The organism is Marinobacterium sp. NO-S09, assembly GCF_059179545.1.
This window is the reverse complement of record NZ_CP168954.1, coordinates 2,393,428-2,405,444: the sequence shown is the minus strand read 5'-3', so window position 1 is coordinate 2,405,444 and position 12,017 is coordinate 2,393,428. Positions and strand designations below refer to the sequence as shown.

The window sequence follows — 12,017 nt, the reverse complement described above, 5'->3', positions numbered from 1 at the left end:
TTTATTGGCCCAAAGCGTCCAAGTCACTGGCATCATGACGTTCGGGTAGCTGGTCCTCGGGGGCTCCCCAGTTGCGATTGACCTTGCGCCCGCGCTTCACAGCCGGGCGTTCATTAATCTGTTTTGCCCAACGCATAACATGGGCGTAACTCTCCACATCCAGGAACTCGGCCGCGTTATAAAGGCGGCCAAGTACCAGTGCGCCATACCAGGGCCAGATAGCCATGTCGGCAATAGTGTATTCATCTCCCGCTATGTAGGTATTCTCGGCCAGCTGTTTATCCAGTACATCCAGCTGCCGTTTCACCTCCATGGTATAGCGGTCAATCGGATATTCGAATTTTTCTGGCGCATAGGCATAGAAGTGGCCAAAACCACCGCCCAGGAAAGGCGCACTGCCCATTTGCCAGAATAACCAGTTCATGACCTCTGTACGTGCACTCAGATCGCTGGGCAGAAACGCATCAAACTTCTCTGCCAGATAGAGCAAAATGGAGCCTGATTCAAAAATACGCAGCGGCGGCTGCACGCTCTGGTCAACCATGGCCGGAATTTTGGAGTTGGGATTGGCGGCCACAAAACCGCTGCCAAACTGGTCCCCTTCGGAAATTTTGATCAGATAGGCATCGTACTCAGCTCCCTTGTGTCCAAGCGCCAACAACTCTTCCAGCATTATTGTCACTTTGACGCCGTTGGGGGTCGCCAGAGAGTAAAGCTGTAAAGGATGCTTACCCACCTTGAGGGGCGCTTCATGGGTGGCTCCGGATATTGGGCGGTTAATACTGGCAAACTGTCCGCCACTGGGTTGTTCCCATTTCCAGACCGTCGGTGGCGTATAGGTTTGATCGGACATTACGAACTCCTTTCTGATCAGACAGCAACCTGCGGCTGCGTGCTGTGTAACATTAAGGTTGACGGCCAAATGGCGTCGCCAGTTCTTCAAGATATGGCATCAACTTTGTAAATCTCAACTACCCTTGATGATGTCCTGGAGTAAATCCAACAACACATCCCTTTGCCCCCAACCTCCAGGCAAGGAGCACATCTATGATGAGACATCTAATGGCGGCCGTTCTGGCAGCCCTCTTTTCACAAGGCGTCATTGCTCAAGAGTCAGCCAACCCAGCGCCTGCCGACGCCAAGGCCTACATCATTTCACCTGCTGATGGAGCAACCGTGCCGCAGACGTTCCACGTACAGTTTGGCTTGATGGGCATGGGTGTAGCACCGGCCGGCACAGACAAGGCCAACACTGGCCATCACCACCTGATGATTGATGGTAAGCAGATGCCCATGGCAGGCAAAGCAATGGGTGACGAGGTTATGCACTTTGGTGGCGGACAAACCGAAACCACCCTGACCTTGCCACCCGGGAAGCACACCCTTCAGTTGATCCTGGGTGATATGGCCCATGCGCCACACCATCCACCCGTCATGTCTGAAGTGGTGACGGTTACAGTCGAATAAAAGCGGGTATTGGGCCAAGTAGTGCCCGACCTCTTACTACCTCCAGCGTTTTTGAATGGGCCGCAGCAATGGAATGCACTGCGGACCATTCAGCTTTTTGCCTCAGCTACCCGTATTTGCCATCTGATCAGTGCGCTTGCGCAAGGCTTCCACATCACGTTTGGGTGGTGCACCAAAAGCACGACTGTATTCGCGGCTGAACTGAGAAGGGCTTTCATAACCGACTTGAAAGGCGGCTTTGGCTGCATCCAGACCATCATTAACCATCAGTCGCCTTGCCTCTGTCAGTCTCAGCCACTTTTGATATTGCAGCGGGCTTTTGGCCGTTAATTGCCTGAAGTTATGGTGCAGGCTGGATGAGCTCATCTGCACATGCGCTGCCAGTTCATCAATACGCAGAGGCTGGTTGTAGTGATTCTTTAACCAGTCAATGGCACGTGAAATCCGCTGACTTTGGCTACCCGCCGATACGATTTTCCATAGCCGTGCCGCCAGGTCGCTTTTCAATAGACGGTAATGAATTTCACGTTTGATCAAGGGTGCGATAACCGGGATATCTTCAGGCCGATTCATTAACGCCAGTAAGCGATTGAACGGTTCCAAAAGATCGGGCGTGAGCTGGCCGATATACGCCCCCTCCTCACTTAATTTCTCCTGCGGCGGCGATAGCCGGTGATGGGATATCAACTCGGCAATAATGTTCAGATCAAGGTTAAACACCAGACCCATCGACGGTTGCTCCGGCGAGGCTTCCAGCACCTGCGAACGCGCGGGAAGGTCCAGTGAGGTCAACAGGAAATGGCTGGGATCATAACGGTAAGCATGATCACCGATAATAAGCTGTTTAACGCCCGAGGCCACCAGCACAATACTGGGTTCGACGACGCATTCACAAGGCTCGGTCATGGTCTCACGCCGAAACAGGAACAAGCTGGAAATGGATGTTTCCACATCTTCCTGATCTGCTGTCCAGTGATCAATCATGGCTGCCAATTGCCCATGAAGCATTTCAAGGGTTGGATGTGAAGGCGGGTATTGTGTGGCCATAGCAGTCTCCAGATAGGATATAGGCAGACCTTAGCTCGCGCGCGCGTAGCTGTCGAAGGGTTATCCAGCTATTTGCAGGATCAGGCAATAACCTTGCGGAATCATTATACCGCCAGCCAGCCTACCTCTCCCAAAATGCCAATCACCAGCTGGCAATCAGGCTTTTTTACCTGAAAGATCGCGACACACATTTAGCTGCCAGCGGAATAAACCGGGGTGACCCCAATTACTTGTGTGGACCACCCCCAAGCACCTGGAGGCACTTAATGGGCAACTACATTTTCTCACTCAGCGATAACGTCATCCGCAAACCCGTCAGCTACAAGAACCGCTTCGGCATTACCCTGGCTGCAGATCTATACCTGCCAGCGGATTTCGACGCCGATGCATCCTATCCCGCTCTGCTGATCGGTGCTCCCTACGGTGGTGTTAAGGAACAGGGCCCAGGCATTTATGCCAACGAACTGGCCCAGCGCGGATATGTGGCGCTTACGTTCGACCCGTCCTACAACGGTGATTCCACTGGCCAACCACGACACCTCTCATCCCCGGAAATGTTTGTGGAAGACTTTCATGCCGGTGTTGATTTTCTGGGCACCCAGGCTGGCGTTGACCGTAACCGAATCGGTGTTATCGGTATTTGCGGCTCCGGCAGCTTTGGCCTGAGCGCAGCGCAGGTAGACAAGCGTATCAAGGCGGTTGCGACTGTCAGCATGTACGACATTTCCAAGCTCCATGCCGAAGGGTTTGCCGGAACTTTGGATGAAGATACCCGTAACCAGGCCCTTGATGCACTGGCAGAACAGCGCTGGGCCGAGTTCGAGAGTGGTCGCCCGGAACTGAGCGAGCGCGGCTCACCACTGCAGATTGACGAAGACACCCACGCCATCGGTTGCGAGTTCGGTGAGTTCTATTCCCGCCCTCGTGGTTATCACCCGAACTCAATCACACAGTTTACGCAGACCTCAGCGCTGTCATTCATGAACTTCCCGCTGCTGGACAAACTTTCATGGATTGCGCCGCGCCCGGTGCTGTTAATCATGGGTGAAGAGGCACACTCCCGTTTCTACAGCGAAGATGTGTTCGCGGATGCTGCGGAGCCCAAAGAGCTCTATATCGTGCCGGGTTCAAACCATGTGGACCTCTATGACCGCACTGACGTGATTCCTTTCGACAAGCTGGACAACTTCTTCACCGCTGCACTGGTGTAAGACCCCCGGCGGCGGGCAGCTCGCCGCCGGCTGCTAAGGATTAGGCAAGAAACACGTTGAATCGTGTTACTGGCAAACAGCGCCACTTTGTTTGAATGAATTCAATCAGGTTCTTAAACGGTTTATCCATTGGAAACGCCAGGGAGATTATGATGACACTCAAGACTGGACGCTTTAACACCGCTGCATTGGCACTGACAGGCTGTCTCGCCAGCTACGGTGCTCATGCTGACGATCACGACCCTTCGGCTCAGACGCATTATCCGCATGGATCTCAAAGCTCTTTTGAAGGCCCTGACAATCTGTTTACCGGCAATGTCAGTGTCGATATCCTCTTTCCCGAAAACGAAAACACCAACTTTTCCGGCGCATACGTAACCTTTGAGCCTGGCGCACGCACGGCCTGGCATTCTCATCCGGCTGGCCAACACATGGTTGTCACCAGCGGCACGGCTCTTACCGGCACCCGTGATGGCAAAGTGATCAAATTCACCGAAGGTGAAACCGTTTGGTGCCCACCCGGTGAAGACCACTGGCACGGTGCTACACCTCATGCATCCATGACGCATCTGGTTGTTACCGGCAGCAAGGACGGTGAGAATGTTGTCTGGAAAGAAAAAGTAACTGATGCACAGTACGCGGCAGGTAATACCGATACCGGCCCGACGTTCAAAGCGCTGAATGCGCAGCAACAAGCCATTGTGCCCATTGTAGCCTTTGCCGCCAGCGGTGATATGGCATCACTGAGAGTTGCCATGGCCGCCGGCCTGGATGCAGGCCTGACAGTCAACGAGATCCGTGAGATTCATGTTCACCTCTATGGCTACACCGGCTTTCCGCGTGCACTGAATGCCATGGCTAACCTGATGACACTGGTTAAAGAGCGCGAAGCAAACGGCATCAATGATCCTGTCGGCCCTCAGCCTTCTTCAATCCCTGAAGGAGAGTCCAGCCTGGTGATTGGCGAACAGGTACAGACTGAACTGGTTGGTCGTCCGGTATCCGGCCCTCTGTTCGACTTTGCACCGGTCATGAACACCTACCTGCAGAGCCACCTGTTTGGTGACATCTTTGCCCGCGGCATTTTCGATTACGAGCACCGTGAACTGATTACCGTCGCCGCTCTGGCGAGCATCGATGGTGCCGAGCCTCAGCTGGCGGCCCATATTCGCATGGCAACCAACGTAGGTGTCACCGAAGCGCAGTTGCACGACATTGCAGCTTCTCTGGCTCACACCATTGGCCGCAAGCAAGGTCAGCGCGTGGAGCAAGCAATTGAAAATGTGCTGCACGCTGAAGGCTAAAGCGCACTGATCGTTTTACACCTTCACCCGCGCCTGACGAAAGCATTCAGGCGCGGGTTTTATTTTTTAAGGCCACAGGAAGTATTTTAAAGCCGGAAGTCTGAAAAAAATGGCTCCGAAGTAGCCTGTTGCCTCGGAATTTGACGCGCTAGCCTCTGTAGATTCGATCAATGTGCAGGTAGAGGCTATGCGTACCCCTTCCCAATTTGAAAAGCTCCCCCGGCCACTCGCATACACGAACTTCCTGAGAGTATTCAGTCTTGTCCTTAGCCTGAGTGCTTTGGCTGCGTTGATCCCCGGCAGTGCTTGGGCACACGGTGTTGCGGAGGGCGATGCGTCTTTCATTGAAAGTGTCAGTGGTCAGCACCTGATCCCGTTCATGTATCTGGGCGCCAAACATATGGTCACAGGCTACGATCATCTGTTGTTCCTGCTTGGCGTTATTTTCTTTTTGCACCGCATGAAGGATGTGGGTCTCTACGTCACGCTGTTTGCCATCGGGCATAGCACTACCCTGCTTTACGGCGTGCTCAGCGGTACCGAGATCAGTCCCTATCTGGTCGATGCCATTATCGGCTTTTCCGTGGTGTACAAGGCCCTTGATAACCTTGGCGCCTACCCCCGATGGTTCGGGTTCCAGCCTGATACCCGCGCAGCCGTGCTCATTTTCGGTTTTTTCCATGGCTTTGGCCTGGCGACCAAATTGCAGGACTTTACCCTGTCACCCGATGGCCTGGTGCCTAACATCCTCGCGTTCAATGCTGGCGTCGAGATAGGCCAGCTACTGGCTCTCACTGGCATTCTTATTCTGATGAACCTCTGGCGGCAGTATCCTACTTTCTCCCGCCACGCCTTTGCGGCCAATGTCACCCTGATGACCTCCGGCTTTTTGCTGATGGGTTATCAGCTAAGTGGTTATTGGCTCACTCGATAAAAGGAACGTGCAACATGACTGACAGCATTCATAACAACCCTGTGTCGGCACCATCCAGCGGCCAACTGCTTAAAGCGACTCTGGGTTCCATCTGCATTGCCGCTCTTTTATTGGTAACGGCGGTGCTGCCTGCCGAATATGGAATTGATCCGACCGGGCTGGGTAAGGCACTTGGACTGATGAAGCTTAACGAAGCGACTCCAGAAACAGCAGCCGAACTAGCCCCCGAACTAGCTGCCAACAACGTTCAGGCAAGTGATGTCGAGTCTGAAGATCTGTTGAAAGCAGCAACAGAACTGCGCTCCGACACCCTTAAAATCCCCTTGATGCCCGGCCAGGGCGCCGAGATAAAGTCCCGTATGATGCCCGGCGACCACTTTGTTTTCAGTTGGGAAATCGAAGGTGGCAGCGTTTCCTTTGATATGCACGGCGAAAGACCAAACTCCGGCGGTGCCTTTACAAGCTACTGGCTGGGTGAGGATCAGCAGCAATCCAACGGCGCGTTTACCGCCCCTTTTGAAGGTACACATGGTTGGTATTGGGAAAACAAGGGTGATACACCTGTCACTGTGGTCCTGCAGACGCATGGCTTTTATGGTGACCTCTATATGCCCTGATACGAACTATGTGTAGGGCATCAAACCGAGTCTTCAGGAATCGAATTTCTCCACCAGGTAATCAATAAACACACGTACCCGTGCGGGCATATTGGCACCGCCGATAAAAACCGCGTGGATCGCCTCGGTATCGCCTGGATTGAACTCATCCAGCAGACTCACCAGCCGCCCTGAAGCGAGCTCGGCATCGATATGGAAATTGCCCATTCGTGTAATGCCCATGCCCGCCAGTGCCAATTGCACCAGTGTTTCACCATTGTTTGCTTGCACATTCCCGTCAACGGGCAGTATGAGACGCTCCCCGTTCACCAGAAATGGCCAGCCCGGTTCAATTCGTTTGAAACTGAAATCCATGCAGTTAAATCGGTTCAATTCTTCCGGTGTTTTCGGGTGGCCGTGTGTTTTCAGGTATTCAGGAGATGCCACGACAGACCGTCCCGTTTCACCGAGACGACGTGCACTCAGCAGACTGTCTGGGAGTGGACCAAAACGAATAGCAACATCAACGTGCCCTGCTTCGACATCAGCGATTTCATCGCTTAGCTGCAGGTCCACATTGATATCGGGATAACGTGACAGAAACTCGGGTATCAACGGCACAATCGACAAACGGCCGTGAGCCAGACCGGCACTGATGCGCACCACACCCTTGGGCCTGGCACGGTCGGCCAATGCGGTTTCAGTCTGGTTAAGATCGGCGAGTATCCGACGGGCCGCCAGTGCGTAGTCTTCGCCTTCACGGGTCAGCCTCAGGTTGCGCGTCGTTCTGACAACAAGCCTAACACCCAGACGTTGCTCTATGCGTGTTACTAAACGGCTCACTGCCGATGGCGTAAGCCCCAGCTCTCGTGCTGCGCCGCTCAAAGAACCGGCACAGGCGACCGCCAGAAAGGTTTCCATCTCGGTGGTGCGATCCGCACGTCTGCTTTCCATTTTAAGTCCCCCATTTCCGGTGCTGCGGAAAGCAGGCACCTGTGTAACAGCTTGATCATGACCGCTGGTGATTGCACGGATCTATTTGTGATTTTAATTCAAAGCTGAGTGACCTTAACACCTGTTTTTCAACGCCAAGGGCTTGTGTACATTCCGCACAGGAACAACCAATCCACTGGAGTACACATGAAATCAAACCTGCCCCTGCTGGCTCTGGCACTGGGAGCGTTCGGAATCGGGGTTACTGAATTTTCACCTATGGGCATGTTGTCCGTGATCGCCGGCGACCTGGAGGTCAGCATTCCGACTGCCGGCATGCTGATCAGTGCCTATGCTTTTGGTGTTGTGGTTGGCGCACCAATCATGACACTTGGCTTTGCCAATATGTCGCGCCGCAGCCTGCTCCTGTTGGCCATGAGCATCTTTACGCTTGGCAACCTGATCTCTGCGCTTTCCGATAGCTACAGCGCTCTGCTGTTCGGTCGGGTGCTGACTTCATTCAACCATGGCGTGTTTTTTGGCGTGGGGTCAGTCGTTGCCACTCAGCTGGTGCCACCCGAGAAACGTGCGGGCGCAGTGGCAGCCATGTTTTCAGGCCTCACCATTGCCAATATCGGCGGTGTTCCGCTGGCGACCTATATCGCGGAAACCATCGGCTGGCGAACTGCATTTATGGGAATGACCGTTCTGGGGCTGGTAACACTGATTGCCCTGCGAGTGTCCCTACCGAAACTGCCGGTACAAGAACAAGCCAGCCTGGCCAATGAAGTGCGGGTATTGGGCAAGGGATCCGTGTTATTTGCCCTGCTGTTGACGGTTGTCGGCTCCAGCTCGATGTTTACGGTTTTCAGTTACATAGCGCCTATTCTGCAGGACGAAGCCGGTGTCGGGCCTCTATTCGTGACGGCAATGCTGGTGCTGTATGGCCTTGGTCTGGCCGTGGGCAACCTGCTGTCGGGCCGCTATGCCGACCGCAACCTGACAGGCGCTTTGGTGCTCTCCATGCTGACAACAATGGTTCTGCTGACGGTATTCGCCGCTACCATGCAGGTCACCTGGATTATTCCTCCGCTTATTTTCGCTTGGGGTATTACCAGCTTCGCGGTGGTTCCACCCTTGCAGGCTCTGGTCGTCTCGGAAGCCGAAGATGCGCCAAATTTGGCATCGTCCATGAATATTGCCGCGTTCAACCTGGGCAATGCTACGGGTGCAGCATTGGGTGGTGCCGTTATACATCTCGGTCTGGGGCTACCCAGCGTAGCACTGGCGGGTGCCGCTACCTCTGCAGCGGGCCTGGCCCTGGTAATACTGTTTCAGCGGCACAAGAAAGCCCAGGAAGCAGTATTGGCTGAAGCCTGCTAAAGGCTCAGATTGCATTACGGGGCCGCTTCGGCCCCTTTCATACGCAAGCGGTTATTTTATTCTTTAGCAATTAAGCCTTAATGGGCAGCCAGCTTGGTTTCAACGCTATCGATCTTGTCTTGCATGCTCTGATCCCTGTCAGTCCGGGTTCCCAGTCGCATGGATGAAGTAATGCGCGGGGCGCCCATTTCATGAACTACTTCATGGCAACGTTTTACTGCCGCCATTACTTCGTCCCAATCGCCCTGAATGTTGGTGCCATAGGCATGCATCTGGTGCTCAAGCCCCGCATCCTCCAGCACACGCTGGCAGGCCGTTACATACTCGGATACCGAGACGCCAACCCCAACGGGGACTACACAAAGATCAATCATGACGTTCATATCAGCTTCCTGATTGGCTAAAAGGAATCTTCGCTCCGTATTCTAGACGGAATGACGACCTGAGGAATCTACAACGCCACGCATGGACATTCTTTTAATGGCTGCGAACCCAGCGCTCGTTTGAAAATTCCACCGGGAATCCCGCCCATTCGAGGAACTCTGCGAGGGTACAGCTCCCCGTCTCGTAACTGCCAGCCCCGGCTACGGTTTTATACACCACCAGATCACGGGCGGAACGAATTACATCCGGGCCATCCAGCACCTGTCTGACCGCCCAGCGATCCCCCAAAAGTCCGTTGCTGTAGTAGCCGCCAACACTGATTTCAAACTCTTTCTGAGCCGATGTAGTGGCATGTTCGACAGCCAAATCAAACAACTCGGCAAGCTCTTCAGACGTTACATCAACATAGGAATTGACCTGCTCCATCGCAGCCGCCAGATCTTCATGGCTGAGCATACTGCCCTGTTTGTTTTTGCCCTGGGCCTGTTTTGACAAGGTACGTACCGACAACACAGCCGGGTATCGGCGCCAGGGAAAAACACCATTGAAGAGACAGGCAACGCTCAGCATACACATCAGGTTGATCAAGACAGGTGTCAGCAGGTAGGCAAACCCCAATGCATGAACGGCATCGCCTCCAATGACGGCCGTTAATGCCGTGGCACCGCCTGGTGGATGAATACACCGGCAATAGTGCATGGCTGCCACTGCCAACCCAACCGCCAGAGCCGGCGTTAAGGGGTTATCTGGCAATAGTTGCTGACAGGCGACCCCTATCGTTCCCGAAATCAGATGCCCTGCCAACACAGCCCAGGGCTGGGACAAGGCACCATGAGGAACCGCGAACAACAACACCGCGGTTGCCCCCATGGAGGCCACCATTAACGCACCACTTTGTTCGCCCAAGTACAGGTGTGAAACATAGTACACACTGAGCAGGCTCAGCATTGCGCCCAACCCGGAAATCAGCTTTTCAACATGGCTGATGGTATTCTCACCAATGCTCAGCAATTGGGTGATCATTGATTCTTTACGCTCAGGCATTCAGTTTCAACTCCTCTACATTTATCTCCAACCGCTTTAAAAGACGGTTAAAGTTACCCGGATCAACCCCCAGTGCTCGGGCGGTAGCTGTTCTATTGAATGCGTGCATCCGCAAGGACTGAACAATCATATCGGCCTGAAAACGGTCCGTTGCTTCGCGTAAACTTAAGGTTTCAGTAAATTGTGGGTGCTCATGAGTTTGGAAAGGCGCGCCTTCTGATGCACTAAGATGCGTCGGATCAACCGGCAATTCCAGTAGTGCCGCATCCAGTGTCAGCACCCTTCCGGACGGCTTGCGGGTGGCAGACAATCGCAAAACTGCCCTGCTGATCAAGTGCTCCAACTCACGCACATTGCCCGGCCAGTCATACCCGGTCAGTGCTCTACACGCGTGTTTGGATAACCTTAGTGAACCAAGCCCCAATTTACGGCGATTCAACTCCAGGAAATGACCGGCTAGCAGAAGTACATCCCGTCCCCTTTCTCGCAGAGGCGGGACAGTAACGGGATAAACGCTGAGTCGGTGATACAGATCCGCACGAAAACGCCCGGCCAGTATTTCCTCTTTCAGGTTACGGTTTGTCGCCGCAATCACGCGTACATCCGCACAGTGGTAATGATCACTGCCCAGCCGCTGAACTTCTCCGGTTTGCAAGGCGCGTAGCAGCTTGGGTTGCATGGCCAATGGCAGCTCACCTATCTCATCCAGAAACAGTGTGCCCCCGTCAGCCAGCTCAAACTTGCCCTTGCGCGCGCCCGTCGCTCCCGAAAAAGCCCCCCTGGTATGTCCAAACAGCTCACTTTCAATCAGGTTTTCCGGCAATGCTGCACAGTTCACATACACCAATGGCGCGTCAGCCCGAGCGGAGCCCGCGTGAAGATGTCGGGCAACCAGCTCCTTCCCGACCCCGGTTTCACCGCTAACGAGGACAGAGAGGTCTGAAGCGGCAACCAGATCGAGCTCTTTAACCAAGTCCTGAATAGCACTGCTTTCCCCCATTATCTCGCTGTACCCGCTGTCCTGTGACAGTACCCTGGCAACCTCATGCTCCTTCTTGACCTGATGTTCCAGTGACTGGATCAGCTCAGCTACCCGAATGGATGCTTCCGCCAAACGGACAAACACTCGCAGCGACTCCAAGTCCAGTTGATCAAATGCCTTCGGATTTAGCGCATCCAGTGTTAGCAGACCCCACGGCTGTTCATCGATAAATAGCGCAACGCCCATGCAGTCGTGCACATGCAACGCGGTTTCAGGCCCGTTGATCAGACCGTCATAAGGGTCCGGTAGTGCCGAGTCAGACGGAAAGCGAACCGGGTCTCGGCTGAGCAGGATTCTGGACAGCCGCGGATGGTCGTCTACACGAAAGGTTCTGCCCTGGGTGTCATCTGACATACCGGATGTTGCCAGCGGGTAAAGCACAGAATCCCGCAAGCGCAGAAGCGCAACCGCATCACAGGGAAAGTGGTGCTGTATCCTTTCCAGCAACTGCTGATAGCGCTGGCGGGGTGGAATATGCCGCGACAAGTCAGAAACGACCGATATCATCGATTCTGAAATACCTGAAGTAGTCATTTAGACAATGCCAGTGTCAATTTAACAATATGGCCTACCAGTCAAAATGACATGAAAAGCCTTTAAGATGTATATAGTATCAATGTTATAGAGATTGGCACAGTTCCCGCATAGATGGCAGCAAACATCGTCGGCCCT

12 protein-coding genes are annotated in these 12,017 nt (G+C 53.9%); 6 read left to right on the top strand and 6 right to left on the bottom strand.

The genetic code is table 11. The annotated features are described in order from the left end of the window. Nucleotide 1: 1 nt before the first annotated feature. Nucleotides 2-853 carry a glutathione-dependent disulfide-bond oxidoreductase gene (yghU, locus tag O3C79_RS11105; RefSeq protein ID WP_494383155.1) on the bottom strand — a complete coding sequence of 284 codons (852 nt, stop codon included), beginning with the start codon at nucleotides 851-853 and terminating at the stop codon, nucleotides 2-4. 194 nt (nucleotides 854-1,047) lie between these two features. On the opposite strand from yghU, the gene O3C79_RS11100 reads away from it, so the two are divergent. Next, the gene (locus O3C79_RS11100; protein ID WP_494383154.1) at nucleotides 1,048-1,467 is read left to right on the top strand and encodes a DUF4399 domain-containing protein; all 420 of its coding nucleotides are present in this window, start codon (nucleotides 1,048-1,050) and stop codon (nucleotides 1,465-1,467) included. 102 nt (nucleotides 1,468-1,569) lie between these two features. Here O3C79_RS11100 and O3C79_RS11095 read toward each other — a convergent pair whose 3' ends face one another. After that, complete coding sequence (locus tag O3C79_RS11095) at nucleotides 1,570-2,514, bottom strand: AraC family transcriptional regulator (RefSeq protein WP_494383153.1); 945 nt, start codon at nucleotides 2,512-2,514, stop codon at nucleotides 1,570-1,572. Nucleotides 2,515-2,780: 266 nt separating this feature from the next. Here O3C79_RS11095 and O3C79_RS11090 point away from each other — a divergent pair, with 266 nt between their 5' ends. The 4 genes from O3C79_RS11090 (at nucleotide 2,781) to O3C79_RS11075 (ending at nucleotide 6,580) form a co-directional block, all read left to right on the top strand. Next, on the top strand, nucleotides 2,781-3,725 hold the full coding sequence (locus O3C79_RS11090) for an alpha/beta hydrolase (RefSeq protein WP_494383152.1): 945 nt from the start codon (nucleotides 2,781-2,783) through the stop codon (nucleotides 3,723-3,725). 152 nt (nucleotides 3,726-3,877) lie between these two features. Next, nucleotides 3,878-5,029 carry a (R)-mandelonitrile lyase gene (locus O3C79_RS11085; protein ID WP_494383151.1) on the top strand — a complete coding sequence of 384 codons (1,152 nt, stop codon included), beginning with the start codon at nucleotides 3,878-3,880 and terminating at the stop codon, nucleotides 5,027-5,029. A gap of 187 nt (nucleotides 5,030-5,216) precedes the next feature. Then, complete coding sequence (locus O3C79_RS11080; protein ID WP_494383150.1) at nucleotides 5,217-5,963, top strand: HupE/UreJ family protein; 747 nt, start codon at nucleotides 5,217-5,219, stop codon at nucleotides 5,961-5,963. A 14-nt stretch (nucleotides 5,964-5,977) separates the two neighbouring features. Next, entirely contained in the window at nucleotides 5,978-6,580 is a 603-nt protein-coding gene (locus O3C79_RS11075; protein ID WP_494383149.1) for a hypothetical protein, read from the top strand. 33 nt (nucleotides 6,581-6,613) lie between these two features. Here O3C79_RS11075 and O3C79_RS11070 read toward each other — a convergent pair whose 3' ends face one another. Next, complete coding sequence (locus O3C79_RS11070; protein ID WP_494383148.1) at nucleotides 6,614-7,513, bottom strand: LysR family transcriptional regulator; 900 nt, start codon at nucleotides 7,511-7,513, stop codon at nucleotides 6,614-6,616. A gap of 186 nt (nucleotides 7,514-7,699) precedes the next feature. On the opposite strand from O3C79_RS11070, the gene O3C79_RS11065 reads away from it, so the two are divergent. After that, the gene (locus tag O3C79_RS11065) at nucleotides 7,700-8,875 is read left to right on the top strand and encodes an MFS transporter (protein ID WP_494383147.1); all 1,176 of its coding nucleotides are present in this window, start codon (nucleotides 7,700-7,702) and stop codon (nucleotides 8,873-8,875) included. Between the two features lie 77 nt (nucleotides 8,876-8,952). Here the strand turns inward: O3C79_RS11065 and O3C79_RS11060 are convergent, their stop codons facing one another. The 3 genes from O3C79_RS11060 to norR form a co-directional block, all read right to left on the bottom strand. Continuing rightward, on the bottom strand, nucleotides 8,953-9,258 hold the full coding sequence (locus O3C79_RS11060) for an MTH1187 family thiamine-binding protein (protein WP_010324012.1): 306 nt from the start codon (nucleotides 9,256-9,258) through the stop codon (nucleotides 8,953-8,955). A gap of 94 nt (nucleotides 9,259-9,352) precedes the next feature. Beyond that, on the bottom strand, nucleotides 9,353-10,303 hold the full coding sequence (locus O3C79_RS11055; protein WP_494383146.1) for an HPP family protein: 951 nt from the start codon (nucleotides 10,301-10,303) through the stop codon (nucleotides 9,353-9,355). Next, nucleotides 10,296-11,852 (bottom strand): nitric oxide reductase transcriptional regulator NorR, encoded by a 1,557-nt coding sequence (gene norR, locus O3C79_RS11050; protein WP_494383145.1) that lies wholly within the window; start codon nucleotides 11,850-11,852, stop codon nucleotides 10,296-10,298. Before norR ends, O3C79_RS11055 begins: the two co-directional genes overlap by 8 nt. Nucleotides 11,853-12,017 lie beyond the last annotated feature (165 nt).